The organism is Pseudarthrobacter sp. NamE5 (assembly GCF_005796225.1).
Taxonomy (GTDB): domain Bacteria; phylum Actinomycetota; class Actinomycetes; order Actinomycetales; family Micrococcaceae; genus Arthrobacter.
In genome coordinates this window covers 166226-193171 of the sequence record NZ_CM016730.1, presented here as the reverse complement: position 1 = coordinate 193171, position 26946 = coordinate 166226, and the positions used below count along the sequence as shown (strand labels likewise).

Annotated in this window: 24 protein-coding genes and 2 pseudogenes; 11 read left to right on the top strand and 15 right to left on the bottom strand. The window is 60.0% G+C overall.

Annotation, left to right across the window (positions count from 1 at the left end; translation table 11 throughout):
- Positions 1–180: 180 nt before the first annotated feature.
- The 7 genes and pseudogenes from FDW84_RS01005 to FDW84_RS00980 all read left to right on the top strand — a co-directional run bounded on the left by FDW84_RS01005 (position 181) and on the right by FDW84_RS00980 (position 5078).
- Complete coding sequence (locus FDW84_RS01005) at positions 181–1686, top strand: nucleobase:cation symporter-2 family protein (RefSeq protein ID WP_138605674.1); 1506 nt, start codon at positions 181–183, stop codon at positions 1684–1686.
- A gap of 134 nt (positions 1687–1820) precedes the next feature.
- Entirely contained in the window at positions 1821–2207 is a 387-nt protein-coding gene (locus FDW84_RS19580) for a hypothetical protein (RefSeq protein WP_240721304.1), read from the top strand.
- A gap of 155 nt (positions 2208–2362) precedes the next feature.
- Positions 2363–2776 (top strand): VOC family protein, encoded by a 414-nt coding sequence (locus FDW84_RS00995; RefSeq protein ID WP_138605672.1) that lies wholly within the window; start codon positions 2363–2365, stop codon positions 2774–2776.
- A 237-nt stretch (positions 2777–3013) separates the two neighbouring features.
- Complete coding sequence (locus tag FDW84_RS00990; RefSeq protein ID WP_138605670.1) at positions 3014–3550, top strand: flavodoxin family protein; 537 nt, start codon at positions 3014–3016, stop codon at positions 3548–3550.
- Between the two features lie 118 nt (positions 3551–3668).
- The gene (locus tag FDW84_RS19575) at positions 3669–3842 is read left to right on the top strand and encodes a hypothetical protein (protein WP_240721303.1); all 174 of its coding nucleotides are present in this window, start codon (positions 3669–3671) and stop codon (positions 3840–3842) included.
- Positions 3799–4695, top strand: a pseudogene (locus tag FDW84_RS00985) (MFS transporter). Before FDW84_RS19575 ends, FDW84_RS00985 begins: the two are co-directional and overlap by 44 nt.
- Positions 4674–5078, top strand: coding sequence for an FCD domain-containing protein (locus tag FDW84_RS00980; protein WP_240721302.1), 405 nt, complete (start codon positions 4674–4676; stop codon positions 5076–5078). The pseudogene FDW84_RS00985 and the gene FDW84_RS00980 overlap by 22 nt, the downstream one beginning before the upstream one ends.
- Positions 5079–5713: 635 nt before the next feature.
- Here the strand turns inward: FDW84_RS00980 and chrA are convergent.
- Positions 5714–7082: pseudogene (gene chrA / locus FDW84_RS00975) on the bottom strand (chromate efflux transporter).
- A gap of 397 nt (positions 7083–7479) precedes the next feature.
- Entirely contained in the window at positions 7480–7998 is a 519-nt protein-coding gene (locus tag FDW84_RS00970) for a flavin reductase family protein (protein ID WP_138605668.1), read from the bottom strand.
- Positions 7999–8498: 500 nt separating this feature from the next.
- Between FDW84_RS00970 and FDW84_RS00965 the strand changes: the two genes are divergently transcribed.
- Positions 8499–8999 (top strand): SRPBCC family protein, encoded by a 501-nt coding sequence (locus FDW84_RS00965; RefSeq protein ID WP_138605666.1) that lies wholly within the window; start codon positions 8499–8501, stop codon positions 8997–8999.
- 105 nt (positions 9000–9104) lie between these two features.
- Here FDW84_RS00965 and FDW84_RS19140 read toward each other — a convergent pair whose 3' ends face one another.
- From FDW84_RS19140 to FDW84_RS00910, 11 genes are all read right to left on the bottom strand, one after another.
- On the bottom strand, positions 9105–9251 hold the full coding sequence (locus FDW84_RS19140; protein ID WP_171046597.1) for a hypothetical protein: 147 nt from the start codon (positions 9249–9251) through the stop codon (positions 9105–9107).
- Between the two features lie 521 nt (positions 9252–9772).
- Positions 9773–11116: an LLM class flavin-dependent oxidoreductase gene (locus tag FDW84_RS00955; RefSeq protein ID WP_138605664.1), complete on the bottom strand. Its 1344-nt coding sequence runs from the start codon at positions 11114–11116 to the stop codon at positions 9773–9775.
- A complete protein-coding gene (locus FDW84_RS00950; RefSeq protein ID WP_138605662.1) occupies positions 11113–12063 on the bottom strand; it encodes a TauD/TfdA dioxygenase family protein in 951 nt (316 codons plus the stop codon). The genes FDW84_RS00955 and FDW84_RS00950 overlap by 4 nt, the downstream gene beginning before the upstream one ends.
- Before the next feature lie 55 nt (positions 12064–12118).
- Positions 12119–13030 carry an ABC transporter permease gene (locus FDW84_RS00945; protein ID WP_138605660.1) on the bottom strand — a complete coding sequence of 304 codons (912 nt, stop codon included), beginning with the start codon at positions 13028–13030 and terminating at the stop codon, positions 12119–12121.
- Positions 13030–13932 carry an ABC transporter ATP-binding protein gene (locus FDW84_RS00940; RefSeq protein ID WP_138605658.1) on the bottom strand — a complete coding sequence of 301 codons (903 nt, stop codon included), beginning with the start codon at positions 13930–13932 and terminating at the stop codon, positions 13030–13032. The genes FDW84_RS00945 and FDW84_RS00940 overlap by 1 nt, the downstream gene beginning before the upstream one ends.
- Positions 13929–14969 carry an ABC transporter substrate-binding protein gene (locus FDW84_RS00935; RefSeq protein WP_240721301.1) on the bottom strand — a complete coding sequence of 347 codons (1041 nt, stop codon included), beginning with the start codon at positions 14967–14969 and terminating at the stop codon, positions 13929–13931. The genes FDW84_RS00940 and FDW84_RS00935 overlap by 4 nt, the downstream gene beginning before the upstream one ends.
- A 1471-nt stretch (positions 14970–16440) precedes the next feature.
- Entirely contained in the window at positions 16441–17901 is a 1461-nt protein-coding gene (locus FDW84_RS00930) for an NAD-dependent succinate-semialdehyde dehydrogenase (protein ID WP_138605656.1), read from the bottom strand.
- A gap of 69 nt (positions 17902–17970) precedes the next feature.
- A complete protein-coding gene (locus FDW84_RS00925) occupies positions 17971–18549 on the bottom strand; it encodes a thiamine pyrophosphate-dependent enzyme (RefSeq protein ID WP_138605654.1) in 579 nt (192 codons plus the stop codon).
- Positions 18546–19097: a thiamine pyrophosphate-binding protein gene (locus FDW84_RS00920; protein WP_240721300.1), complete on the bottom strand. Its 552-nt coding sequence runs from the start codon at positions 19095–19097 to the stop codon at positions 18546–18548. The genes FDW84_RS00925 and FDW84_RS00920 overlap by 4 nt, the downstream gene beginning before the upstream one ends.
- Positions 19098–19526: 429 nt before the next feature.
- Positions 19527–19811 (bottom strand): cupin domain-containing protein, encoded by a 285-nt coding sequence (locus FDW84_RS00915; protein ID WP_371419115.1) that lies wholly within the window; start codon positions 19809–19811, stop codon positions 19527–19529.
- A gap of 165 nt (positions 19812–19976) precedes the next feature.
- Positions 19977–20660, bottom strand: a complete 684-nt coding sequence (locus FDW84_RS00910) for a DUF2848 domain-containing protein (protein WP_138605755.1) — start codon at positions 20658–20660, stop codon at positions 19977–19979.
- A gap of 678 nt (positions 20661–21338) precedes the next feature.
- Here FDW84_RS00910 and FDW84_RS00905 point away from each other — a divergent pair.
- Entirely contained in the window at positions 21339–22199 is an 861-nt protein-coding gene (locus tag FDW84_RS00905) for a carbon-nitrogen hydrolase family protein (RefSeq protein WP_138605652.1), read from the top strand.
- 695 nt (positions 22200–22894) lie between these two features.
- Here FDW84_RS00905 and FDW84_RS00900 read toward each other — a convergent pair.
- Positions 22895–23332: a RidA family protein gene (locus tag FDW84_RS00900; RefSeq protein WP_138605650.1), complete on the bottom strand. Its 438-nt coding sequence runs from the start codon at positions 23330–23332 to the stop codon at positions 22895–22897.
- A gap of 150 nt (positions 23333–23482) precedes the next feature.
- On the opposite strand from FDW84_RS00900, the gene FDW84_RS00895 reads away from it, so the two are divergent.
- Together FDW84_RS00895 and FDW84_RS00890 are read left to right on the top strand one after the other, a co-directional pair.
- Complete coding sequence (locus tag FDW84_RS00895; RefSeq protein ID WP_138605648.1) at positions 23483–24811, top strand: MFS transporter; 1329 nt, start codon at positions 23483–23485, stop codon at positions 24809–24811.
- Between the two features lie 656 nt (positions 24812–25467).
- Positions 25468–26205: a GntR family transcriptional regulator gene (locus FDW84_RS00890; RefSeq protein ID WP_171046596.1), complete on the top strand. Its 738-nt coding sequence runs from the start codon at positions 25468–25470 to the stop codon at positions 26203–26205.
- A 51-nt stretch (positions 26206–26256) separates the two neighbouring features.
- Here the strand turns inward: FDW84_RS00890 and FDW84_RS00885 are convergent, their stop codons facing one another.
- On the bottom strand, positions 26257–26946 hold the full coding sequence (locus tag FDW84_RS00885; protein ID WP_138605644.1) for a substrate-binding domain-containing protein: 690 nt from the start codon (positions 26944–26946) through the stop codon (positions 26257–26259).

Genomic DNA, 26946 nt, shown 5'->3' with positions numbered 1-26946 from the left:
CCACCCGGGGGCCCTCCGGATCAGCGGAGGGCCCCGCCACCTTCAGGAACCACACATCCCTCGTCGCAGCGGTCGAAGGCACCCAAGAGAACCCTTCGGCCCCTTCAGCCACCTATGCACTTGTTAGCCAGACAACGTTAGCCAGACGAAGACGTCTGCCATGAACCAGGAAAGTCTGCCATGAACATCAAAAGGAAATCCGCCACCGCCGTCGCCGGCAAAGGCCAGCAATCAACCCGCCCCGAGGACGAACGGCTGCCCATCGGAAGCAGTTTCGCGTACGGCTTCCAGCATGTCCTGACCATGTACGGCGGCATCGTTGCCGTCCCGCTCATCGTCGGCCAGGCTGCAGGGTTGCCCCCTGCCGACATCGGTATCCTGATCGCGGCCGCGCTCTTCATGGGCGGGCTCGCCACCATCCTGCAGACCGTGGGCATCCCGTTCTTCGGCTCCCAACTGCCCCTGGTCCAGGGCGTATCCTTCGCCGGCGTGGCAACAATGGTCGCCATCGTCACCACCGGCGGAGGAATCCAGTCCGTCTTCGGCGCAGTCATCGTCTCAGCCGCCATCGGCCTTCTGATCGCCCCGGTCTTCTCGAAAATCGTGCGGTTCTTCCCGCCGGTGGTCACCGGCACCGTCATCACCACCATCGGCCTGACCCTGATGCCGGTCGCGGCCAACTGGGCCATGGGCGGCAACCGAAGGGCTGAGAACTACGGCAACATTGAAAACATCGGTCTCGCCGCAATCACCCTGGTCCTCGTTCTCGTCCTGAGCAAGCTCGGCAACGCGACCATTTCCCGGCTCTCGATTTTGCTGGCCATGGTCATCGGAACCCTGGTGGCTGTCGCCACCGGCATGGCGAACTTCTCCAAGGTCGGGCAAGGGCCGATTGCCGCGTTCCCGACCCCGTTCCACCTCGGCGCCCCCACCTTCGAGATCGCAGCGATCATCTCCATGCTGATCGTCGTCCTGGTCATCCTGACCGAAACCATGGCCGACATCCTGGCTGTCGGCGAAATCGTCGGAACCAAAGTCGACTCCAAGCGCATCGCAGCGGGCCTGCGCGCGGACATGGGCTCCAGCCTCATCGCCCCGGTCTTCGGATCCTTCACCCAAAGCGCGTTCGCCCAAAACGTTGGCCTGGTCGCCGTCACCAAAATCAAGAGCCGCTACGTCGTAGCCGCCGGCGGCGTCATTCTCGTGATCCTTGGGCTTCTGCCCGTCCTGGGCCGCGTCGTCGCCGCGGTCCCCACAGCAGTCCTGGGAGGAGCCGGCATCGTCCTGTTCGGCACCGTCGCCGCCAGCGGCATCCGCACCCTGGCAAAGGTGGAATACAAGAACAACATGAACCTGATCATCGTCGCCACCTCCATCGGCTTCGGCATGATCCCTATCGCCGCGCCGGCCTTCTACGACAAGTTCCCCGACTGGTTCGCCACCATCTTCCACTCCGGCATCAGCTCCGCCGCAGTCATGGCCATCCTGTTGAACCTGCTCTTCAACCACCTCAAAGCCGGCAACTCCGAAAACCAGTCCGTCTTCGTCGCCGGCACCGGGCGGGTCATTAAAGAAGAAGACCTGGCATGCCTCGAACACGGCGACCGCTACGAAAACGGAAAACTCATCGACTGCAACGGAAACGAAGTAAAAATCGCATCAAGGTCCGACGGCGAACCCCACTAGCAAACGCTTTTTGAGCGGACCGTCCTCCCACGGCCGGCAGTGCAACTCCACAACCAGGGCTTGCACTGCCGGCCTGCACACCTTTCTCGGCTAAAAAAGAGGGGTCTTCTATGCCTCCTCTGAAAGGAATGAGTATGGACCACAACCTTCCGGAAACGGTGAATGTCACCGAAACCCCGACGGAGGCGGCACAGCCTGAAGCTCTCACCAGCCCCAGCAGCTTCGAAACAACCAAGGAGGAATACGGCCAGCAACCCTCCGGTGACCGCTCGAACCAGGGGGATGCTGCTACTGCCCACAAGGGCTCCCGAATCCGGAAGCGGCGGAAGGACCGCCTTGAAGTAGGTGAGCACGTCAGCTTCATTGCCGAAGGCATCAAAGGATCCGGAACGGTGGACGCCGTAATGCCGGACAATTCCGTCGTATGGGTTTGGGCAGACGGCGGCCTCGGCCGAAGGATGCTCCACCAGGGAACAGGCACCTTCATCCAACCAAGCAGGCCAACAGCGGAATTGGCCTGACCAACAGAATCCGACGTGCCTGGTGGAAAGCTACCGCAAAACAACGGAAAGTCCATTGGATCCGGGTCAAGAGCGATATCCGCTAACGCAAGCCCTGCAGAACTCTCACAACTTCACCTGCGCAAGCTGGAAATCTTGCCATGAAAGGAAACACCATGCCTTCGCTGCCCGGACTTGACCACTTTGCTCTAACGGTGACCGATGTCGAAAAGAGTGCCGCTTTCTACGCAGTGCTGCTGGGGGTGCAGCCCAGCAGCACCATGAACGACGGCCCCTTTGTCCGCCGAAAATTCACCCTTGCCGGCGGCCTTGGCCTGGGACTGACAGAACACCGGCCCTCAGAAGGCCTCGGCACGTTCGATGAACAGAATCCCGGCCTTGACCACGTCGGATTCTCCGTCGCCGGGATCGCCCAGCTTGAAGAATGGGAAGCTCACCTCGACAGCATGGGCGTACAGCACAGCGGCCTGATAACTGCTTCCTATGGAACAGTACTGAGCTTCAAAGACCCCGACGGAGTGGCCCTGGAATTTTTCGCTCCCGCCCAGGCCCCTGATCCATCCGCATGACCATTTTCAAAGGTCTCTGCCGTCAATCATGGTGCCGAACTCTTTCGTGTGGTGTACTGCTGCGTTAGGCCTGCCACCTGCGGACCGGGAGTCCCGTCACGTCTTTGCTCCTCTTCCGGATGCGGCAGGACGGCCACTGCCATGGAAGGGAACCATCAATGATCGACCTCACTGCCATCGCCATCGTCTGTAGTCTGTACCCTTACCCCCAGCCCGAAGCCTTCGAGCAGCGAGCTCATGGCCCGGCATATCCTGGACGCACTCGAAGAAAACGGGGTCAGCACTTCCTGCCTGCGGGTAGTGGACTACGACGTTAAACGCGGCGTGCAGATCGACATGGGCAACGGTGATCAATGGCCTTCCATCCGGGAACAAATCCTCGCCGCGGACATCCTCGTCCTGTCCACGCCCATTTGGTTGGGCCACCCCTGCAGCGTCGCCCAACAGGTAATGGAACGCCTCGACGCTGACCTGTCCGAAACCGACGACCAGGGCAGGCCCATCATGTACGGGAAAGTTGCCACGATCGCCGTCGTCGGAAACGAGGACGGCGCCCACAAAACCATCGCCGACATGATGCAGGGTCTGAACGACATCGGCTTCACCATCCCCGCCCAGGGTGCAACCTACTGGGTCGGTGAAGCCATGCAAACCGTGGACTTCAAAGACCTCGACAAAGTACCCGACCCAGTTGCTTCCACCAACGCTGGACTCGCCCGCAACGCAGCCCACCTGGCATGGGTACTACGGAAACAGCAGTACCCGGCCGAATAGCCTACGTTGGGACGCGGGTTCGCGGCCGGCACAGTTTCAGGTGATGGACGCGTTCATTGCTGCGACGATGCAGGTGGCGAAAAACCAAAACCAAAGGTAACGCAGGATCGGGTTCCGCATGGGGGTATCAGAGGCTGGGAGCACCAAGACCACCCTCGCTAAACAAATCGAAGGCGCGTATCAGCGTATCGGGGTTACAGGTGCACACCGCCAGATTGTGCTGATGATTTTGCTCGGGGTATTTTTTAATGCCTTGGAACAGAACGCTGTCGGCATCACTGGCCCGGTTTAATACCATGACGTTCACCGCCACAGCACTCAGGCGCGTGGCAACCGGACTCATTGTCGACAAGTACGGCCGCCGCAACACGCTGGTCATCAATCTCATCATCTTCGCGGGGGGTTCACTGCTCTGTGCCGTGGCACCGAACTACCCGGTCCTCGCCGCGGGACGGTTCATCGTTGGCTTCGGACTCGGAGGCGAGATCGCCGTCGCCGTGATCATGATGGCCAAGTTCTTCGCAGCCAAGCACCGCGGCACCGCTGTAGGGCTCATCAACGTCACCGCCGCAGGCCTTGGTAACATGCTGGCCCCCGCTTTCGGCATCCTGGTCTTCACCCTCTTCGACGGCCCGGACAAGTGGCGTTGAATCTTCGGCCTGCTCCTTATTCCGGCACTGCTGGTCATGTTCTTCCGGCGGTATGTGCCGGAAACTCCCCGTTTTCTGGCCTCACAGGGCCGGCTCGATGAAGCGAACATGGTCATCACCCGGCTCGCCCGGGGCAAGCTGTCAGGACGGATCGACAATCCCGAAGTCTATATCACAGCCGTTCCTGGACCGGCGGTCATAGAGTCCAAGGGCCACTGGAAGGATGCCCTGCGCGGCAGGCTCTTGAAACGGACCGTCCTGCTCTGCATCGCCGTGTGCATGTCCTACGCAGCCCAGATCTCAATGCTGACCCTGATGCCAACCATTCTGGTCTCCCGGGGCTACGCCGTAAACACCAGCCTTTGGTTCACCCTCATCATGCAATCAGGGTCCCTGATTGGAGCAGCAACCGCAGCGTTCCTGGCCAGCCGTTTCCCCCGCAAGAAGGTCCTCACCGGAGCGGCGATCCTTGGGTGCGCCGCCGCCTTGCAATAGAAACCTATGCCGCGGTTCAAATCGATACCCAAGAGGAAACACTGACTGGTCTGCAAAGCATCGTTGACCAGATGCGCCGCGCTGCCGATGTCGGCGTTCTCCAGGATGTTAATGAGCTTGACCTGAAGTTTCACGAACTGCTTGTTCGCTCTGCTGACTCTACTCACGCCCTACAGATCTGGAACAACGTCCAGCCGCGAATCAGGATGCAGATTTATAAGCTGTCTGCCCGCCACAGTGCTATTCAAGACATTCCCCAGGAGCATCAGGAGCTCGTGGACGCTTTTCGCTCAAACGACAAGGAGCTGATCAAGGAGCGGGTGAAGGATCACATCATCGGAAGCGCGCAGAGACTGTTGTCCAAGGAGAATGACAGCGCATAGCCAGTTTCCGTCACGGTGTGCGGCAACATTATGTCGCGCAGAACCTTGAAGGCCCCTAATGGTACGTGGACTACACCCCAACCTGACGCCGCACTCGCCTGACCAGGGAGGATTTTCCCATCGTCGGAGCTGGGGCCTTGTTCTCGGAAACGTCCCGAGCCGAGCGAGGTGACTTCGCCATCCCCTGCCCCCAAACGAATCCCCACCAAGCCCCACATTTCGGCTCTTTCGCCTCCGCGGGACGGACCGCCCCCTCAATTTCCTCCCCCCGGGTTGTCAGGATGGGATCTGAAAGCCTCATCGAGTCACTGTCAATGAGTTGGAATTGGACGTTATTCTGACAGCCGACATTTCGGCGACACGACGTCTCCGAACCCCGCCAGATCCGGCGGGTACCGTATCCTCTTTGGGCTTGGGTAGGTCCTCAGGCTACTTGACCGAATATCCACTAATCGGCATTGAAACCGAGGAAGCGACGCCGTGAGGGTTGCACGAGGCCCTTGTCTTTTTTAGCAAGACCGGCTGAAGTTCCCTCTCTCAAGAGTGGAGTTCTTTATCGAGGGCTTTAAGCGCGAACCGGAGACGCACCGGTGGCTTTACCAGGGTGACATTAAGGCAACGTGTTTGGGGCGGATTTAGAGGAGACCGGATGCGAGGCCGGCGGCGGCACAGACGCCGAGGGTGCGCAGGACGCTCCACTTGAGCTTGAAGATCATGAACATGGCAGCGATCGAGATCAGGACAGCGGTCGGGTGCAGGCTGGCGATGTCTGGCACGTCAAGGTGGTTCGGTCCCCAGATCAGGGCTGTGGTTGTAGTGAAGAAGGTGTGGACGGCGAAGTAGACGGCGAGGTTGGCGATCACGCCCACGACAGCGGCGGTAATACCGGTCAGGGCCGCGGAAAGGGACTTGTTTCCACGCAGGCGTTCAACGTACGGTGCGCCGAGGAAGATGAACAGGAAGCAGGGAACGAACGTCACCCAGGTGGTCAGCAGTGAGGCGAGCACCGCGGCGACCCAGGGGTCGAGGGTGCCGGGGTCGCGGAAGGCGCCAAGGAACGCCACGAACTGCACGACCATGATCAGGGGGCCGGGGGTGGTCTCGGCCAGGGCAAGGCCCTTCACCATCTCCCCGGGGGTCAGCCAGCCGTAGCTGGCGACGGCCTGCTGGGCGACGTAGGCCAGGACCGCGTAGGCCCCGCCGAAAGTGACCAAGGCGGTGCCGGAGAAGAACAGGCCCTGCTGCGTGAACACGCTGCCCGGGCCGGTGAGCAACGCCGCTAGCCCGACGGGGGCCAGCCACAGCGGGATCCCTGCGCCCAGCACGAGCAGGGCCCGCCGGGCGGAAGGCCTGGACTGATGCAGGGCGTCGTCGGCGATTATCGGTGTCGGCCCGTCAGCTGTCTGTTTCGACGCCGGGGCGGCCATAATCCCGGGCCGTACCCGTCTTATGGTCCACCCAGTGAGGGCCGCGGCCGCAACCACCGCGGGGAAAGGCACGTGGAAAACGGCCAGGGCCACGAACGCGGCGACGGCGAGGGCACGAGGGCCCGGTGGTGCAGGGCGAGGGCGCGTTTGGCGACTTTAATAACCGCTTGGGCGACGATGGCCAGGACCGCGGCGGCCAGGCCGGTGAACAGGGCGGTGACGACGCCCGTGTCCACGAAGGCGGCATAAGTGGCCGAGAGTGCCAGCAGTGCTACGACACCGGGCAGGACGAACAGCGTTCCAGCGATCGGCCCGCCGCGGGCGCCGTTGAGCAGCCAGCCGATGTAGATGGCCAGCTGCTGGGCCTCGGGGCCGGGCAGCAGCGTGCAGTAGGACAGGGCGTGCAGGAAACGCCGTTCCCCGATCCAGCGATTCTCCTCCACAAGGGACCGGTGCATCAGGCGATCTGCCCGGCCGGGCCGCCGAAGGTCTGCAGGGAGATCTTGAACCATGCTTTGGTGGCCTCGCGCAGCGGGATGAGATCCTCTGTGCGGTCGGTGCTGTTCAGGCGGCTCATGGGAGAGCCCTTCCGGCGAGCATTTTGCGGCGAATGTATTCGTAGGCCGCGTCGAAGATCGGACCGGTGACGGCACGGTCTCGTGGTCCCGGGCTACCGATAGGGCATGCAGGAGCATGTCGAAGCCCGGCGCTTAGGAGCGTCGTAGAGCTCATCCTCCAGGTCGGTCTTGTGTGGGAAGGACTGCTGTCGTGTCAGTTCTGGTGGCAACAACGGCATAGCGGTGCTATTCATACCTGGAAATTATCGGCAGTAGTTTCCGCTCTTTGTGTGCTGTCAGGTCGAAGATGCCCTTGGTGTCGGCTTGCTTGGTAGTGCTCGCCGCGACGCCGCGTGTCGACGATTGCCGTCTTGGTCGGGCGGCGCTTCCGCTGGGAGGTGTCGGGTGCGGCAGACGTCATGCCACGCTTTCCAGCCGGCCGGCGCGGAGCTGCGGACCGTTGATGTAGTTGCCCTTGTAGAAGAGGAGCGGTTCGGCCGCTTCCCGGGCCTTCAGGGCGCGGACAGCACCGACCACAATGGTGTGGTCGCCGCCGTCATACTCTTCATGTAGTTCGCAGTCCACCCAGGCGAGCGACTGATTCAGTATGGGGTTGCCCAGCGGGGAAGCCGAATATTCCACGCCGGCGAATTTATCGGTACCGGAGCGGGCGAACTGGGCAGCCAGGTGCTGGTGTCCGGCCGGCAGGATATTTACGGTGAAACGGTTGGCGCGGCGCAGGTGGGGCCAGGTACTGGAGCTGCGGGCCGGGCAGAAGGTCACCAGCGGCGGTTCCAGTGAAAGGGAAGAAAAGGACTGGCATGTGAAGCCGGCGGGACCGTTGTCCGTGGCCGCGGTGATGACGGTCAGCCCGGAGGCGAAGTGACCCAGGATATGGCGCAGGCGCTGCTGACTGAGATCGAAGTGTTCCGTCATGTTCTTTTCCTTTCGAAACCGGTGACTCCAACCAACCACCCGCTTGCGTGGGGTTCAACCGGTGGTGAAACGGACTGACGCCCAAGGCAACCTGCGTTCACGATTCGCATCATGAGGTAATCAAGTCCTGGGCTGACAGCGCTTCTCGCTGTTCCATGCCCCCCGACTTCAAGCGCCTCTGCTGATTGCTTCGGGACCCGACCTGACAATCCGTTATCGGTGCTGAATGGCGTGGTCGTTCGTTTGGCACTTCTGGGGAAGGACCAGGGCAAGATCGGTTAGTGGTTGTCCGGACTTAGGGAGCGCGGTTCAAGGCACTGCCAGCAATCGAAGAGTACAAGACAGCCGGGCCTCATCCGGTGACCAGGTAAGGGCCGACTACGGGACCTAGTGTTACCCCTGATTTCCTGTCATGACGCAAGAGGACGAAAACCCGCGCACCGGGGCCGGGCTGGCTTAGATTGCTGAATGTTTCCCATTGAATCGAGGAGGTGTATGACGTGTCGCTAACCACGCGCCGGACAACCCACAGGCTTACCATCGAGGCCCCCGCCGACCTGATCTTCACCGTGCTGCAGGACTCAACCCACTGGCCGTTCCTGGACGGTCTGACCGTGTACTCCGAGCGGGTAAGCGGTGATGACGCCGACCATGAGCTCCGGACGTCCGTTGTGGTGAACGGTGCCTTGAACTCCAGCCACTGTCACCGGGTCTTCGACGCTGCCAGGCACCGGGGCAAATTTGAACAGCTCGATCTGGAATATCCCTTGCTGCATCTTGGCGGTCACTGGGCAATCCTGCAGGCGCACGGTTGCTCCGAGGTCACGCTTACACACGAGTTCGAAGTGGACGAGGGAGCAGACGCAGAACTCCCGGATTTGATACACGGCGCGGTCGATGAATATAGCCGCCGCGAGCTGGACGCCTTGCGGGCAAGCTCCGAGCGCTTGAGCGTACTGGTGCAGCAGCACTCAGCAGGAGCCCCTGCGAGGGAGGCATAGAAACGGTGGCTTAAAACCCATCGCCTTGGAACGGGATTTCCTGGCCCCAGGACCGCGCCACAGACTCCAGGCAATCCCCGGCCCGGTGATATCAGCGTGCACAATTCAGGACACCATCAGCGGGGGTGCTTCATGCTGCACCACCATGAAGGAGGCATCGGTGCCCATCTTGAGGCAAGCATCCTCACCACGTCTCGGCTCCTCACCTTCGAATATCCGCAGATCTGGGCCAAGGCCATCAGCGAACCGCACGCCGAAATCCTCACCAACTCGGCGTCGCAAACGTCATCCGGCCCGAATACGACATGGTCAGGCGCCTGGCCTACCGGGTCCGCGGATCCATCTTGGACTATGTCAAAGTCCAGGACGAGCGCCCGAAAAATCTGGTCGAAAGCTTCAGCACACTCACGAAACCTAAATCGCATGGCCCTACAGCCAGACCTGACCACGGCGCAACGCGTACAGCACCCCAACCAACAGGACATGCCCCTACACCCAGTTGTTCGGTTACCGCACACCCCAGCCTCGAGCGTTTTGGTTAGAAAAGCCCCAGAGTAGGGTTCAGGAAGACATATTCCGCGGTGTCCCTTGCGTTACTGAGCTGCACCTCCAAAGTGAACTCCAGTTTTCGAGCTTTTGGAGGTGCTGTTGGTGCGAGTCTCTTCCTCTTCCGTTTGAGCTTTCCCGGTTTGTTAGAACCTGTTCCACGATGAGGTGGGCGACTCGCATTTCGGCTTGCCTCCCGAAGCTGGGGCGTGTTCTTTTTCTTGAACCTAGACCGGTAGCGGTACCCGGGCGGATAGATCCGCGGGTTTGTCTAATCCAAAGTGTTCCCGGAGGGTCCGTCCGGAGTACTCCCGCCGGAAGAGTTCCCGGTTCTGGAGGATGGGTACGACCTGGTCCACGAAGATGTCCAGTCCGGATGGCAGCACGGGTGGCATGATGTTGAACCCGTCCGCGGCGCCCGCTTCGAACCATTCCTGGATCGCGTCCGCCACCTGTTCGGGGGTGCCGGCGAATGTCCGGTGCCCCCGGCCGCCGCCGAGCCGTCCAATGAGTTGTCGTACGGTGAGGTGTTCCCGGCGGGCCAGGTTCACGATCAGGGTGTACCTGCTTTTGGCGCCTTCGATCTGGTCTTCGGAGGGCAGTTCGGCCGGCAACTGTTCGTCCAGCTTCAGGGACTCCGCCGGAACACGCAGTACCCCGGCGAGCTGGTTGCGGGCGTATTCGGGAAGGATGAGGTCATCGAGTTCTTGTTCGAGCCGTTGCGCTTCCTGCTCGGTTGAGGCGATGACCGGTACGATGCCGGGCAGGATCTTGATCGATTCCGGGTCCCTGCCTGTTGCTGCGGTGCGGTGTTTCAGGTCGGAGTAGAACGCCTGGGCATCGGCCAGAGTCTGGTGCGCGGTGAAGACCGCTTCGGCGTAGCGGGCGGCGAAGTCTTTGCCATTCTCGGAGGAGCCTGCCTGCACAATCACGGGGTGCCCTTGCGGGGACCTTGGAACGTCCAGGGCGCCCTCAACCTGAAAGTGCCGGCCCTCATGGTTAGCCGGGTGCACCCGGGTGTTATCCGCCCAGATGCCGGCTGCCTTGTCGGCCACGACGGCGTCATCATCCCAGCTGTTCCACAGCTTCTTGGCGACGTCGAGGAACTCTGCGGCCCGTTCGTATCGTTGCGCGTGCGCAGGTTGACCGGTCAGGGAAAAGTTCTTCGCCGCAGCGTCCCCGGCCGTGGTGACGACGTTCCATCCCGCCCTGCCGCCGCTGATCTGATCTACCGAGGCGAAGCGGCGGGCGAGGTTGTACGGCTCGTTGTACGTGGTGGAGGCGGTGGCTATGAGTCCGATCCGTTCCGTGACGGCCGCTATCGCCGCGAGCAGGACTGTGGGTTCCAGGCTTCCGTAGGGTCGTTGGGTGACGTCGCCGTGCAACACCGGGGAGTCGGCGAAGAAAATAGAATCCAGTCTCCCGCGTTCGGCTGTCTGCGCCAGGCGCTGGAAATGGGTTACGTCCGTCCCTGCATGGCTGTCGCTTTCCGGTAGCCGCCATGACGCCTCATGGTGGCCGGTGCTCATGAGGAAGGCGTTGAGGTGAAGCTGCCTCTGCCTGGCGGTCATCGCTGCGCCCCGGCAAAAACAGACTCTTCCAGGACAACGGTTTCGGAATAGGTGGACGAGTCGCCCTTGATGGCGGTGCTGTGGCGGCCATCGACCCCGACCGGGATGTCACCGGCGACGGTAACCCGGTTCAGTTTGCGGGGCTGTCCGTCGTAGTTGTCCGGGGCGTAGTGCTGGGTGATCCGGTTGTCGAACAGGACCAGCTGGTTCGGTTCCCAGTTCACCCGGACCACGTTCTCCGGGCGGGTGATGTAGGCCTGCAGGAGCCGGAGGATGTCTTTGGATTCGGTGTTGGACAGTCCCACGATCCGCAGCCGCTGGGCGAACCCTCCAATGAACAGGCCCCGCTCCCCCGTCAGCGGGTGGACGCGGACCACGGGATGGGCGGTTTCGAAGTGGACGCGGGTGAACTCTTTGCGGCGTTCCTCGGCGTTGGCATGTTCGAGGTTCTTGGGAACCGAGTAGTCGTAGTCATTGGTGTGAATTGCCCACAGGGTGTCCGTGAAATTGCGCAGCTCGTCCGGTAGGTCCTGGTACGCGCCGGCAGAGGACGCGATGAGTGTTTCCCCGCCATACGTTGGCAGGGTGATGCTGCGCAGTGTGGAGGCCTGGGGCGGGTTGACCACGAAGGTCACGTCGGTGTGCCAGTTGTTGGCGCTGCCGTTTTCGCTGTCCACCGGGAGAACCGCCGGCTTTCCGTCCACCGACGCAACCGTGGGGTGGGCGTTGGTGAGCGGGCCGAAGCGGCTGGCGAAGCGGACCTGGGCGTCGTCGTCGAGCACGTTTGCTTCCCGGAAGACGAGGGCCTTGTGCTCGTTCAACGCTTCATGGATCTGGGCGATGGTGGCCTCGCTGAGATCTGCGCTGAGATCCAGCCCGCGGATTTCAGCTCCGATGCGGGAGCCTAGTTTGGTGAACTCGAGCCTGGTTTCAGTGATGACGGACATGATGGGTTCCTTTGCAGTTCAGTTTGTGGTTCAGGGATGGTGTTTGCGGGGAAGGTCAGCTGTTCCGGGAGCCGACTGCGGTACGCCAGCGGGAGAAGTGGCGTTCGACGCCGACCAACAGGTAGTTCACGGCCAGGCCCAACAGTGAGACGGCCAGGATGCCGGCGTACATGTCGGGGATGAGGAAGCTCATCTGCGAATTGACGATCAGGTAGCCCAGGCCTGCTTTCGCGCCGACCATCTCGGCGGCGATGAGGACAAGGATTGATGAGGTGCCGGCCATGCGGATGCCGGTGAAGATGGTTGGTACCGCTGAGGGAAGGATGACTTTTTGGAAGAGAGTGAAGTTCGACAGTCCCAGGGAGCGGGCTGCGCGGATCAATAGGGGGTCTACTGTCCGAACTCCGGCGATGGTGTTTAGGAGCACCGGGAAGAACGCGGCGTAGGCCACGATGCTGATCTTGGAGGTTTCGCCGATCCCGAGCAGCAGGGTGAACACGGGGAGCAGGGCCAGCGCGGCGGTATTCCGGAAAACTTCGAGCAGGGGGTTCAGGAACCGGTCAAGGGCTCCGTACCAGGCCACGAGGAGGCCCAGGACGACGGCGGAGACCACGGCGATGCCAAATCCGCTCGCGGACCGGGTGAGGCTGGCGCCGAGGTGGTTCTGCAATTGGCCGTTGGCTATGAGTGAGCCCAGAGCAGCGAGGACTTCGTGCAGTGGCGGCAGGAAGACCCGGGTGGAGGCCGGGGCGAGGTAGAGGGGTCCGAGTTCCCATAGAAGCAGGAACAGCAGGATCGCACCCGCCCTCCAAAGGGCCCGGCCGCCGTTGACTAGTCCACTTTTGATTCTGGAAAGACCGGCTGCAGGAGCAGGGCTTCTCCGCAGGGTGACGTCATCTGCGGTGGGCGAGGTGACGCTGGTCTGCGTGGTGGAGTGTGTGTTTGTGGTCAGGGTTGGGGCGCTCATCAGGCTGCCTTTCCGCTGATAGGCTGCGGGGTTTCATCGGGTGCGGTGCCGTCGGGGAGGATCTTGGTGTGACCGGCTTGCTGGGCCTTGAGGACTTCGTCGTGAAGGAGCGCCCAGACTTTGTGCCGGTGCTCCACGAACCTCGCGTCGGATCGGACGTCGCCATCCCGGGTCCTGTCTCCGAGGTTGATTGGGACGATTTCCTTGAGCCGGCCGGGGCGTGAGCTGAGCACAGCAACGCGCTGGCCCAGATAAACCGCTTCATCGATGCCGTGGGTGATGAAGATGATGGTCTTCCCGGTGGTCCGCCAGATCCGCAGCAGCTCCTCCTGCAACTGTTCGCGTGTTTGGGCGTCCAAGGCGGCGAAAGGCTCGTCCATTAGCAGGACGTCCGGCTCATAGGCGAGGCTTCTGGCGATTGCCACGCGCTGCTTCATTCCGCCGGAGAGTTCGTGCGGGTAACGGTCCTCAAAGCCGGCCAAGCCCACAAGGTCAAGGTAGGTGCGGGCCCTTTCTGCACGTTCCCTGCGGCTGAGGCGTTTGCCGTCCGGTCCGGTGCCTTCCAACCCGAAGGAGACATTCGCCGCGGCCGTGCGCCAGGGAAACAGTGCGTATTGCTGGAAGACAACAGCCCTGTCCTTGCCCGGCCCGGTGACCTCTTTGCCGTCCAGCAGCACCTTTCCGGTATCTGGCCGGGTCAGCCCGGCCAGGAGGTCCAGCAGTGTTGTTTTCCCGGACCCGCTGGGACCAACCAAAGTGAGGAATTCCCCAGCGGCGACGTCAAGGGTGATACCGTCCAGAGCCGTTAGGGTTGAACCGAGCGGGGCGTCCTTGGTAGGCCTGACGGTGAAGGTTTTCCCGACGTTCTGCAGGCTGATTTTAGGCACGTAGCTCTGCGTCATGATGAGGCCTTCAGCAATCCGTTGTATTCGTTGGTGTAGTACTTGGACGGTGTGATGTCCCCGGTGACGATGCCGGTGTCTTTCAGCCATTCTGACCAGCGGTTGAAGTCCTGGTCGGTGATGGCCCCCTTAGCTGGCACGCCGACGCTCTTCCAGTACTTCAACGCCGCGGTGCTTTCATTACGCTGGCGCTTTTCGATGATGCTGGTGAAGCGGGCGATCACCTCATCGCGCGGGGTGGTGCGTTCCCACTCGATGGCCTTGGCGACGCCGGTGGTGAAGATCTTCGTGGTCTCCGGGTTCTTTTCGATGAAGTCTTTGCGCAGGACGTACTGGCCGCCGGCGAACGTTCCGAACAGCTCGAAGTCGCTGAAAAGAGAACGAAGCCCACCCTTGGCGACAGCATTGTCCTGCAGCACCCCGCCCAGGACCCCGACGTCGACCTGGCCACGGCGGATGGCTTCCTCGGTGTCGTTGGGTGGAACCACGACAAGCTGGACCTGCTTGATCTCGTCCTGGCTGAGACCGTTTTTCTTCAGGTAGCTGTTCAAGACCGCGTCGTGGTGCGCGCCCAGAGTGTTCACGGCCACCTTCTTGCCGATGAGATCCCGGGGGGTGCGGATCGGGCTGTCGTCCTTGACGTAGAAGCCGTAAAAGGTCTTCTCGTCCGACCCGTAGTAGTTGATGACGGCAGTTACCGGGGCGCCTGCCTCGATGAGTTTAACGACGGCCCCGGAGAACGCACCCCCGAAATCGGTGGCACCGGTCGCGGCCGATTGGATGCTGGCCGGGCCGCTGATGGTGTTTCCCACCCAGTTCAGCTTCACATTACCCAGATAGCCAAGGTCCTCGGCCAACTCCGGAAGGCTGACGCTGTTGGCTGAGCCTTCGTAGCGCAGTTCCGTAACCTCAGGTGCTCCAGTACTGTCCTGAGCAGTCGCCGGGCCCCCGCAGCCGGACACTACCAAGGAGACGGACATGGCCGCGGCCACGCCGAGGACAGAGAAGGTTCTGCGGGATATGTGCGCGTTTTTCATAAGGGACTTTCTTAGCTTCGAGGGTGGAATGTGTGGGACGGGGTGTGGCCGCCTTGCGTTGTGTCCACCATGAGAGCAGAGAAGAAACCGCCGCAGAAGAGCGCCGTTAATGGAGGGAAACCGGGAGTAACGGTCAGATCACACGGCGTCGCACAGAGCAAACCTGACGCACAACGACATGCGGCGGAAACTAGAGAAATCCAGGGCAATGCAGCGAAACCTACCCACTGGTACACCGTCGCGTTGCGTCGCGAATCGTCCTCAAACAACCCCTGGTAGGTACCGATTGCGCGGATTTTCCCGTGGAATTAGGACGAGGAAGCAAGGTGGGAGTCGTTTCGTAACCCTTCGTGCCATCTCAAGACCAACGGCAGGCCCAAAATATTTCCCCACAAGGCGGGGCATTGTTACCCCGCCTCACCAAAGGATTCGGGATGGATCATCGTCGGACACGATTTTGAATTGCAAGCCATCGGCAGGTCCTGTCAGGAGCGGCTAATCACCTCCCAAAGGAAGGAACCCGTACACCACGGACAGAAAGCTGGTTCGGGCAAAGCGGCGTTCAGCGGCCACTGCGGAGGGCTGCAACCACAGTCGAACAGGCTGTGGTTAAGGGACGGGCAGGATGCCTACCGGAGCGGTCAGCTCAGGACGCTTGGCAGCAGGGGCGCCAAGGTAAGAAGAGCCCGAATTGCAGGCCAACGCATGAATCTTTCGCAGAGTGTCCGTTGAAAGCACACCCCAATCTGACGGCCGGGCTGCCTGACAAGGGAGGATCCGACTGTCGGTGCACTCTGCTCTTGTTCTCGGGCGCCTGCCGAGCCACAAAGGGCAACATCGCAGGCCCCTTCGCCAAGCTGTTTTCTTTTAGCCCCGATTTTCGGACTATTTCCATGATTCGCGGCCTATCGCACTATCGGTTTCCTGCCCCTCTACTGTCAGGGTGGGATCTGAGGAGACCATTGAGTCACTGCCAAGAAAACGAAATACCGCGCTATTTTGACGGAAACGCGATCCGTCGCGAGGTTTGCCGTACGCCAGATACGACTGTGGACCGGCGGCCGCAAGTTGCACCGCTCTGCCCGCCACCCCCCGTCCCCCAGACTTCACGGTAAGGGGACCTCAGAGAAACTTTGACGGGAGCGGCAGTGTAGATACCTGACGGAATATCCATTATCGGCGTTTAGTTGGTTCGCCTCGAACAATCGTCATAATGGCTTCTCCGCCGGCTGTGCTTGAACACCAGATCAACTCGCAATTGCACAAACGGACAGATGCGGCACCAACAACTTGAGGGCGCGGCTTCCAGTGCAGGCCGATACGCCTGACAGCGGATCGCAATTGGGAGCCGCACACGGTGTTGACACTGTGCAGATCCTCGCCGCTGGGGAACAGGTATCAGTTCTGTAGGAGCAGCCACAGGAAGGACCGATCCTGCCGGTTCTGCCTGCGGTTAGTCCGACCTGTCCGATCAAAGCTGAATGCCGGTGTATTTGGTTTCTTGATAGGCGCCGAGGCCTTCGGTGCCACCTTCGCGTCCGAGGCCTGACTGTTTTGTCCCGCCGAAGGGGGCGGCAGGGTTGGAGATGAGGCCACAGTTTATGCCGGTCATGCCCGCGTCAATGGCGTTAGCAACGCGCAGTGCACGTGCGAGGTTTTGTGTGAAGACATAGGAGGCTAGGCCATAAGGGGTGCCGTTGGCCTGGTCGATCACATCTAGTTCAGTGTTGAAGGTGTAGATGGCGGCCACGGGGCCGAAAATCTCCTTCTTCCTGATTATGGCGTCGGCAGGGATGTCCGTCAGGACGGTCGCCGGGTAGTAGTAGCCGGCCCCTTCGATAATCTGGCCCCCGATGGGGCAGGTGGCGCCCTTGGTGACCGCGTCGGTGACAAGGCTGTGGACAGTGCTGCGCTGCTTGTCGTCGATAAGCGGACCCAAAACTGTGTTCGGGTCGTGAGGGTCACCGACCCGTAGGGCTGCGAGGCGTTCGATGAATTTTGCGGTGAACTCGGCTTCAATGCCGGTTTGGACATAAATTCTGTTCGCGGCTACGCAGGACTGTCCACCGTTGCGCAGTTTTGCCAAGAAGGCGCCTTCGAGAGCGACTTCGATGTCGGCGTCGTCGAACACAATCAGCGGTGCGTTGCCGCCGAGCTCCATGGAGGTGTTCATGACGTTCTGTGCGGCTTGGGCCAGGAGCCTCTTTCCGACCTTGGTGGATCCGGTGAAGGAAATCTTCCGAGTACGTTGGTCCTTCATGATGGCAGCGATCAGGTCCCTGGAGTTACCTGTAACAACGACGTTTATGACGCCGGCCGGGACCCCTGCTTCTTGTAGGACCTGGGCGAGCAGCAGGGAAGTCAGAGGGGTCTGGGCGGCGGGTTTGAGCACTGTGGTACAGCCAGCGGCAAGGGCCGGGGCAATCTTGCGGGCGCCCATGGCGAGAGGGAAGTTCCAGGGGGTGATCAGAAGGGACGGGCCGACCGGGCGCTTGGATACGGCGATATGGTACTTGGAGCCGGGCTCGAGGCCGAGCTGGCCTTCGGCGTGGATGCGTCCCGCAGATTCGGCGAACCAGCGGAAGAACCCGGCACTATAGTCAACTTCGGTCTGGGCTTCCGCCCAAGGTTTGCCCATCTCGTCCGCGATCAGGCATGCGAATTCATGCCGGCGGTCGATGATGCTTTGGTACGTGCGGGCAAGGATGTCAGCCCGGACTCGGGCAGGTGTAGCCGCCCAGCTGTTCTGGACGGTACAGGCGGCGTCCAATGCGGCCAGGCCATCTTCGACGGTGGCGTCGGCTACGTAGGCAAAGGCTTCTCCCGTTGCCGGGTTGATGACCGGGAGGGTCTGGCCGGTTCGCCCATGTCTCCATTCCCCGCCGATGAAGAGCTTACTTCGGCTGAGGTCCAGAGTAGGTCCACTACTCATTCAATGCTCCCGTCGCAATTATGATGCAAATAGTTTTACGGGTCAGTTGGCTTTCGGGCCCGCAGCGCTTCAGGCATGCAGGCGCTGGCTGAGCCATCGGCGAAAACGGTCACCGTGCACCACTGGATCGATTAACAGCAGCTCGATCCCGGGCTCGTTGCCGGGTTCGGTTCGTGCGTGGATGAACCACGGCCCGTTTTCGGACAGGGTCTGCCTCAGAGCCAGGGCCAATTCCTCGGTGTTCTGCACCTGGAGGACTTTCAGGTCCACGGCCTCGGCAATGCGACCAAGGTCCAGCTGCTGCGCGTGGGTTGGGATCGACGCGGTGGAGGCGTACACGCCGTTGTCCAGCAGCACGATAACCAGGTTTTCCGGCCTCAGATAACCGGCAGTCAGTGCAGCTCCCGGATTCATCAGCAATGACCCGTCACCTTCAATAACAACTGCCCGCAAAACAGCGCTTCCCTCGATCGCCTGGGCCAAGCCCGTGCCGACTGAGACCGCAAGCCCCATCGCGTCAAGAAGATAAAGGTGATTGTCACGGTCTTCAATGGAGGCAAGTTCGCGGCTGGTCGCAGCGCACGTGGCGATGACGGGGAGGTCCGAGGTTGCGTCTACTACCGCCCGGAGGGCTTCGATGCGTTTCATGCCTTGGCCTTTCCATCTTTATGGTCGTAGAACTCCATCAGGACAGTGACCGGGCGGAACGTCATTTTTGCGTGATTGCCGGCTTCCTTCACGGTGGCGCCCCAGTCCTCTGGGGGGTTTCGACGGTCTACACGAAATACCGGGATGTTTGCAGAGCGCAGCAGTTCCGGAACGGGCTCGGAGATGCTGTGGATCATCGAGTTGTACTCGCCCAACCCACCGCGGGTGTTCGCCACGATGAGCAGCGGCAAGTGGTAGGCCGCGGCGAATGTGGTTAACGCAGTCAGGGCGTTGCCGAAACCGTTGTCCTGCATGATTATGACGCCGAACTTGCCGGCGAAAGGGTACGCGCCGACAAGGCCCATTGCCTCCTCTTCACGGGACACCGGGTACACCAGTGCAAGATCACCGTTCGCCTGGGCCTCCAGTGCCCCGTCTATGATGGGTGCGATACTCGCGCTGGGAACATACGCAACACCGTCTGGAGCAAGTCCGATTATCGCACGGAGCACCTCCCGGTGACGGTCCTGAGTGGTAGAAGCGCTCATGTGAAGACTCCTTCTCGATCATTTGTACATAGCTATGTGCGGTTCTCTTTCAGTTGATGCTCGACAAAGCCCGTCGTTTTTCGAGGAGCTGATTGTGGGTGTCTTAGCAGCCACATATGTCGACGGTCATGCCGCAGAACTTAAAGGACGTTGGGGCAGCCATGCCCCTGGGCGCGCTGTTCAGAAATCGCGGTACTGAAGCCACAACGCTTCGTTCACGGGAACCACGCTCGATCTGCCGCCCCAGAGTCGTTACCCGTCGAGCAGTCACCACCGGGGCATCTCGGCGTTAGGCTATAGATGTTGCCCGAAAGGTGCACCTGAATTATCCGAAGTAGCCTCGCCTGATTTGGAGGCGATGCTATTCAGTTTGACGCGGGGTGTGCCTCACTGAAGCTGGTAAAAGCGATCTGTCAGCAGGGATTTGAGTTAGGAATACCTGTTTACAATGAAAGTTAGGCACCCCGTAGCGCTAGTAAATGGCCCGTGCTGCATGCCAGGCGGTCGACATGCATATGACCCCGCATCGAAGGTTACGCCCAATCCGAGGTCAGTTAAGGTACCTGTCACGATGAACGCTTCCTCCCAATAGTCGTGCGTGATGGTGCCCTCAGGGGTGGACGCGCCCGGCTCATAACGCTGTAGCAGGGTCGTGTCACCAGTAGCTTCGTCACGAGCCAGGATCTGATCAGAAATCCCTGAGTTGCTCGCCATCACCCACTCCCCTGAAGGAACATGAAACTCAATTTTTGGTTTTGACATCATTTCTCCTTGTACCGCATTAGGGTCCGCAACCCAGTATTGGTCCGGCATTGTGTGATTCTGACGAACTTCACGCCGCTCCTTATAGGTGCGGCGTGACCATGCTGCATCCACGAACTAGCCAACAGGCGCAGGCATGACAACGATGTTGTACTTCAGTTCAAGAGAACGATTTAGGACCGGATCGGCAAGTTCGACCCGCCAGGTAGAACCGAATTGATCAATGCCGTGAATCATCGCAACCGTTCCCGACATCAGCACTGTACCGGCCTCGCGAAGCCCCCTGTCAGATAGAACACGCAGCCAATAATCCGGGGATAGCAGTGTCTCCAGGGTAGTGTCCTGGATCAGCTCCTCATCGTGCCCAGTGCCAACCCATGCTCGAAGGGTAATGCTGTCCAAGTGCTCGCGGATGTGATCCAGTTTCCACGCTTGGCGTCCCAGCACGTTAGGACTCGCATTCTTGCTCCACGCAACCCCATGTACCTCTAAAGCTCTGTCGGTGTGGTCGCATGCGACGGTCAGTAGCACGTCGTCCTCGGTGATGATGAGAGCCCATTCCGCTTCACCAGAGGTCTTATCGTGCTGCACATGAACAGTGTCCGTCTGCTGAGCGAGATAGGGAGAGACTGGGTAAAGGGCCGGTGTCGCGGAAGGTGCAGCTACACCAAGCTGAGCCAGCTCAGCGATATGCGCCTGCACTTCTTGTTGTTCACGTCCTGCGTAGCCCGCGTTAAGCAAATGGAGTACCCGGACGTCCTCAGTTGTTCCATCCGGCATCACAAGAGTAAGAGTCGACATCATGTCTCCTTCTGCGTATGCAGCATTGTGGTTTGAAGTATTAGGGGGCACGTGCGTCTATGCCGGGTATGCCTTACAACACCTGCATCGCCGACGCTCGAATAGACCTGAGCCTCGCCCGGGAAACGCGAGATAAGAGCCCTTGGAAGGAATATACGTTATGTATATGCTAGGTTCAACCGTTTGTCGATCCCGCCAGTGTTTTCCGATACCGATTCATCTCGCTCTGCTCGCGGTGCTTCGATAGGCCGCAGTCCGCGAACGACCTGACCGCCAGGAGGATGAGAAATCAACTAGGGCACCTATGACGCAAGGACCGTGCGCGCGTCGTGTAGGCCACTTCTGCAACAGACGCCCCGCGATCCATGAATGTCAAAAAACGGACCAAATCCTAAGGGGATCTGAAACGACGGGCCAGCAGTACGGGCGGGACATAGGCGCTGAGTTGAGGGATTAGTTTCACGTACCTGTCGTCCTCGAAGAGAAGGAATGACTGCGGACGGAGCTACGTGCAGGCGCTAATGTGCTCTGCCAGTTCCTGCTCGTTGAGTAACTGAACTTGCATCGAACCGTCCGTCAAGACGTACTGGCGGAGGTACGAGTACGTCGTGCCTCGTCAGGAACCCGGTATACCTAACGCTTTACCCGTGCTCACGATATCCAGGAAGGAAACGATGTATGCGCATAGCAGTCGCACAAATCAGTAGCTGCGGGGATCCGCTAAAAAATTTGGAACTCGTTGAACGGTTTGGTCAGGACGCAGCGAAAGGGGGAGCCGAGCTGGTTGTGTTCCCTGAAGCCACCATGTGCGCTTTTGGCAACGATCTGTATCCCATAGCCGAGCCCTTAAACGGTCCCTGGGCCAACAGGGTACGCGAGATGGCTATAGGTCTGGGCATCGTCATGGTCGTTGGGATGTTCACGCCCGGGAGCGGACACCGTGTGAAAAATACCTTGCTTGCAGTGGGCCCGGAGGTCGACAACAGCTACGACAAAGTGCATCTATTTGACGCGTACGGGTACAAGGAATCAGACAGCGTGGAGCCGGGCACTCGCCCCGTCACCTTCGCACTCAACGGCCATACGGTAGGACTGGCGACTTGTTACGACATCCGTTTTCCCGCGCTATTCACAGCATCAGCAGGTATGGGTGCCACGATCAACATCGTGTGTGCCTCTTGGGGCGCCGGAGAAAACAAGATCGAGCAATGGTCCCTCCTTACCCAGGCACGTGCACTGGATAGCACGTCCTTCGTCATTGCATGCGGGCAAGCCGATCCAACGACTCTTGGAATACCGCGGGTAGGGAACGCCCCCACAGGGGTAGGGCACAGCGCCGTCGTTTCACCTCTCGGTCAAGTCATCCTTCAGCTCAGCGCAGAGCCATCCCTGGCGTTCGTAGACATCGACCCAAACGAAGTTGAAGACGTCCGCCTGAAACTACCCGTACTTGCCAACGCTCACTCCTTCCTACCGCCACCAACACAATCTGATCGGGCCACTGACGGCGCTTCCAAGAACGGACGCGGACTGCTATAAACAGCGCCAAAGTTCCACTCGGACGCTCATAATGTCCCTCGCTACCTTCTGCAAGACAGCTCCCCGAGCGCTTAGGGCGCTCCTCGAAAACCGAGACACATGTGGCCCGGACACCGTACAGGAGTGTCCCATCGGCGGTTGGAGGGATCGTGGAACTCAACGCCCTGTGTGGCAGCGCAAAAGGCATTCCTCAGGAAACCAGTGACCATGATCACCGCACAGGAAAAGTCGTGGCCGCCTACAACAGGCCGAAAAACAGCACTCTTATCTCTGACCTCGACATCTCCCGCATGCCCCGACCCGTCTTGGCCGGCCAACTCCGTCATCATCGTCAACCCCGCCGCCGGGCAGATCACTGAGGACTTCATGTCGATCAAAAGGGCGTCCCCTTGATCGGGACGGACTGCCGCTCGGTACCAGCGTCGGACAGGGACCTTCAGAAGGATCAGGAACGCTGCCCGCGGACTCTCGCCGGGGTAGCCGTCTGGTCATGACGCAAAGGGATACGGAACCGGGTCGTGTAAAGCAGCTCTCTGGACACTAGACTTCCGCGCGACCGCGCTGGCCACTCCCCTACTTGGCCACGCGTTTCACCTGTCGGTGCTCAGTTTCAGCCGCTCTGGGGACCTGAGCGCAGTTTCCTGCGGTGTCTGAGCGGCATGAGACCTGGCCCCACCCGACACCCTTGTTGCTTGTCAGAGGATTCGTGCGATCATCTCTACTTCAACGCTGGCGTTATGCGGAAGCGCCGCAACTCCAACTGCGCTGCGTGCATGGCGTCCTGCTTCTTCGCCCAAGTTCTTCAAAAGGTACTCAGAGGCACCATCGATAACGGCTCCCATATGAGTGGCGAGAGGTGCGCTGGCCACGAATCCGGTAATTTTCGCGACAACGAAGTTCTCACCATCCGCAGCCTGGGCAGCCAGCTTGAGGCACGCTTCCGCGCTTAGGGCAGCTGCGGCGCGTGCGTCCTCTACGGCGCACTGGTCACCAACGACTCCGCGGGCCGTGATTTCCCCATCTCGCCTGGGCAGCTGGCCACTGACGAAAATAAGGTCGCCGTAGCGTACGACCGGGGTAACCAGGGCACTGGGTGCGTCCAACTTGGCAGATCCGGCTTGGCTGCTATTCATGTGACCATCCTTCTGTCGTAGGCCCAGGCAAGGGTAGGAAGGGCTCAACCTAAGCAGCCTCTTCCAAAAAAGGTCTTGCGTTCTACTGGGCCCTCCTGCAATATACGTTAAGTATATTTACTACCGGCAGCAGATGCAAAGGGGCTCTAAATGACAGTTACAGATGTCCAACCAAAAGACCGGGTTAAGGCCTTCACGGCCAGTCTCACCGGCACGGCGCTGGAATGGTATGACTTTGCCATCTACTCCTCAGCAGCTGCCCTGATCTTCCCGCGACTGTTCTTCCCAAGTTCCGACCCTATGACTGGCATATTGCTGGCTTTCGCCACATATGCAGTCGGTTACGTGGCCCGCCCGCTTGGAGCCATTATTTTCGGACGGCTTGGTGACAAAGTCGGACGTAAGCAGGTGCTGGTAGCGACCCTCGTCTTGATCGGACTTTCGACATTCGTAATCGGACTGCTGCCGACCTACGAGACGATAGGAGTCGCCGCTCCTATCGGGCTGGTCCTGCTTCGCCTCGCCCAAGGCATCGGCGTTGGCGGTGAACTTGGGGTCGCTGTGCTGTACAGCAACGAAAACGGGGACTCGGCGCGCCGTGGCTTTTGGTCCTCGGCTTCACAGATAGGCCCGGCATTAGGCAATTTGCTCGCTAACCTTTCCCTGACCATCCTGTCGTCAATCATGACGGACGAGGTATTTTTCGCATGGGGCTGGCGCATCGCGTTCCTTGTCTCGGTCATCCTTGTCGCCTTCGGTCTCGTTATTCGGGTCCGCTTGGAGGACACGGCCATCTCACGGGCAATTCAGAACGAGGGTTTGCAGCCTGTTGCTCCACTGCGGGACGTCTTCCGTTATGAATGGCGGGGCTTGATTGCGGCAGCATTTGCCCGTATCGGCCCCGACGTTACTTATGCTCTCTTCGCAGTTTTCATCTATACCTACTCGACCCTGGTGTTGGAGTTTCCCCGCCAGCAGGTGCTCATCGCGGTGATGGTCGGATCCGTGTGCCAAATCATCTTCGTTCCGCTGGCCGGCGCACTTAGCGACAAGATGAACCGGCGCCTGTTGTTTGCCCTTGCCGCACTGGCGGCCGCAATTTGGCCGTTCCTGTTCTTTCCGCTGATCTCGTCGGGCTCAATGCTGGCTTTGGTTGCCGGCGTTGCTTCCGGGCTGACCATCCACTCTTTTATGTACGGGCCGCAAGGGGCATTCATCACGGAACAATTCTCGCCACGGGTCCGGGCCACCGGCAGCTCAATGGGCTTCGCGCTTGGCAGCACCTTTGGCGGCGCCATCGCACCACTGGCGTTCGCTGCCCTCTTCGATGGCTTTAAAATTTGGGTTCCAGTCGCAATCTACGTTGCCATCGCTTGTGCCGTTTCGATCGTCGGAATGATCATTGGCCGGAATTACCAGCCACAGGAGGATGAAGAACTGCTGGGCGCGGCGACCAGCAAGGTCGAGGCGCAAGCCTAAGCCCTGCCACTGGTTCGCTTCGCTGGCGAAGCTACGGTGCCCCCGACGTGAACACACTGATGGTGACTTCCGCCGCCAGGCTTCCGGAGGAACCGTTGACGGGCCGCAATTCCCGTCAATGGTTCCTCCGGACTCTAAGAGTGCTGCAAAGTCGAGAATCCTGTCTCGGCAAACCCCTATGGACACCCTTGTTCTACTAGAAGGAATGAAAGTCATGACCAAGTTGGACTCCTTGCATCAGCTGGAAATCACGGTTTCTGACGCGAGGACCAGGGATGACGAACTGACCAGAGCTGTTAACCAGCTGATCCCAACGGCTCTGGAGCTCAGGCGAGGCATCCTTGTTACCAGAAACAACCCGGTTAGCTATACATGCGAGGTGCATCCCATGGTTCCCTGCGGAACCGTGCAGGAAGCAAGCTGCGAGTAGGTCGCTTCTTATGCGACGTCTGATTTGCTCGTTGCCGGGACTGCCGGTCGAGTCGAGGCCGTAGAATCGACAGGACCGCGCGGGATCGGGCGGCCAAGGTTTCAGGAATAAACAGGGGTATTGGGCCATGTCGGCACTGCGTCACAAAGCTGCTAGCGGGAACGTCCCTTTGGCGGCTAAGGCATCCTCGTCTGTCAGGTCTTCCCTAGAGGAAGGAGCCGTTACGGTGGAGCCGCGTTTAACGCAGACTGATGAAGCTCTGCAGAAAATTCGCTCCCGGATTATCGATCTGACGATGGCTCCGGGCAGCCGGATTGATGAGCCCCTGCTTCTGAGTGACTTCGGGCTTGGGCGCACGCCCGCCCGGGAGGCAATCAACAGGCTTGTCGCCGAGGGTTTCGTGAACGTCCTTCCCAACAGGGGTGGCACCTTCGTACGCAAACTTGACCTTGAGGAGATAGGTCAAATCGTCGTCGCCCATCAGCTCGCAGAGAACGTGCTTGGGCAGCTTTGCAATTTGGATGACGAGTCAATGGCCGACGACCTGATGGACATCCAGAACCGGTATGAAAAGGCAGTTAAGAAGCTTGACTATCTGCTGATTACCGCCCTCAACGAGGATTTCCATCTGCGTATCCACAGCTCGATGGGAAACTCGTTTTTCTTTGATTTTGCACAGTCCACTCACCGACATGTGCGCCGGCTCAACGTTCACCTGTACAAGCTCGAATCAGCCGAACCCCAGGCGCGTGATGAGCAGTTCAGCAGGAACCTCCGTGAACATGAACTCATTATCGATGCCGTCCGGAAGAAGGACCGTTCCGTATTGACCTCGTTGCTCCCCCAGCATGCGCGTGGCACCCAGGACCGGCTGGTGCGCATTCTCCAGAGCAAGAGTGTGCCGGGCTTTTCGGTCGAAACCCGTCTCGCGGATATGCTTGCTTCCGGTTTTTCCAAGGAGTAGCGGCGCTACGTTTTATTCGTATGTGTCCCGGCCGAAGCCGGGACAGGTGGGTCAGTTTGTGTGGGTAACTGGCAGTTCAAGCATTGTTTGTATGTAGGCTGCCGTGGCCTGCGGAGAGGTCAGGAACCTGACGAAGGTTTCCGCCTCGGACCGTTCGCCTGGTTCGGCGCTGACTGCGGCGGAGAATTCTGTGTAGTGCTGCAGTTCGGGAGGGAAAGGGCCGGCGATATGGGCTTGGGGTACGAACAACAGTTCACTGAGTTGTTGGACTGCCAGGTCGGCGCGTCCGTCGACGATGGCCTCCGCGACAAATCCTTTTTCAAGGACTGTGGCCCGGGGACCGATTTTTTCCGCTATTCCCAGCTTGTTCAGGAGCGCGGTGAAGTAGATGCCACTTGCGCCTGTACGGGAGTAGGCGACTGACCTGGCCTGCAGGAGGGTCTGGACGAATGATTCAGGCGATGAGATATCCGGAGTCGGGGTACCGGGAGGGACAGCGACGCCAACTCCGGTGCGTGCCACGGCCGTAAGGGTTCGGGCATCGATGATGTCATCGAGAGCCGCGAAGGAGTCAGTGACGCCGATCATCACGTCGAACTTTTCGCCGTCCTGGATGCGGCGAAGAAGTTGGTTCGTTGGATCGAATACGGTTTGGACTTCGATGCCGGTTTCCTGCTCGAAGGCTTCGAGGATGACGTCTTCAAGAGCTTTTTTAACAGCGAGCGTGCTGAACAGTTTCAC

Excerpts from the sequence above, each read along its gene's own strand:
- FDW84_RS19575 (WP_240721303.1), top strand. The coding sequence starts at position 3,669 with ATGGGGGTATCAGAGGCTGGGAGCACCAAGACCACCCTCGCTAAACAA.
- FDW84_RS00950 (WP_138605662.1), bottom strand. The coding sequence starts at position 12,063 with ATGTCCGTCATCACTGAAACCAGGCTCGAGTTCACCAAACTAGGCTCC.
- FDW84_RS00925 (WP_138605654.1), bottom strand. The coding sequence starts at position 18,549 with ATGAAACGCATCGAAGCCCTCCGGGCGGTAGTAGACGCAACCTCGGAC.
- FDW84_RS19580 (WP_240721304.1), top strand. The coding sequence starts at position 1,821 with ATGGACCACAACCTTCCGGAAACGGTGAATGTCACCGAAACCCCGACG.
- FDW84_RS01005 (WP_138605674.1), top strand. The coding sequence starts at position 181 with ATGAACATCAAAAGGAAATCCGCCACCGCCGTCGCCGGCAAAGGCCAG.
- FDW84_RS00930 (WP_138605656.1), bottom strand. The coding sequence starts at position 17,901 with ATGAGTAGTGGACCTACTCTGGACCTCAGCCGAAGTAAGCTCTTCATC.
- FDW84_RS00935 (WP_240721301.1), bottom strand. The coding sequence starts at position 14,969 with ATGAAAAACGCGCACATATCCCGCAGAACCTTCTCTGTCCTCGGCGTG.
- FDW84_RS00895 (WP_138605648.1), top strand. The coding sequence starts at position 23,483 with ATGACAGTTACAGATGTCCAACCAAAAGACCGGGTTAAGGCCTTCACG.
- FDW84_RS00940 (WP_138605658.1), bottom strand. The coding sequence starts at position 13,932 with ATGACGCAGAGCTACGTGCCTAAAATCAGCCTGCAGAACGTCGGGAAA.
- FDW84_RS00990 (WP_138605670.1), top strand. The coding sequence starts at position 3,014 with ATGGCCCGGCATATCCTGGACGCACTCGAAGAAAACGGGGTCAGCACT.
- FDW84_RS00915 (WP_371419115.1), bottom strand. The coding sequence starts at position 19,811 with ATGGCGAGCAACTCAGGGATTTCTGATCAGATCCTGGCTCGTGACGAA.
- FDW84_RS00900 (WP_138605650.1), bottom strand. The coding sequence starts at position 23,332 with ATGAATAGCAGCCAAGCCGGATCTGCCAAGTTGGACGCACCCAGTGCC.
- FDW84_RS00910 (WP_138605755.1), bottom strand. The coding sequence starts at position 20,660 with ATGTCGACTCTTACTCTTGTGATGCCGGATGGAACAACTGAGGACGTC.
- FDW84_RS00920 (WP_240721300.1), bottom strand. The coding sequence starts at position 19,097 with ATGAGCGCTTCTACCACTCAGGACCGTCACCGGGAGGTGCTCCGTGCG.
- FDW84_RS00995 (WP_138605672.1), top strand. The coding sequence starts at position 2,363 with ATGCCTTCGCTGCCCGGACTTGACCACTTTGCTCTAACGGTGACCGAT.
- FDW84_RS00970 (WP_138605668.1), bottom strand. The coding sequence starts at position 7,998 with ATGACGGAACACTTCGATCTCAGTCAGCAGCGCCTGCGCCATATCCTG.
- FDW84_RS00945 (WP_138605660.1), bottom strand. The coding sequence starts at position 13,030 with ATGAGCGCCCCAACCCTGACCACAAACACACACTCCACCACGCAGACC.
- FDW84_RS00905 (WP_138605652.1), top strand. The coding sequence starts at position 21,339 with ATGCGCATAGCAGTCGCACAAATCAGTAGCTGCGGGGATCCGCTAAAA.
- FDW84_RS00955 (WP_138605664.1), bottom strand. The coding sequence starts at position 11,116 with ATGACCGCCAGGCAGAGGCAGCTTCACCTCAACGCCTTCCTCATGAGC.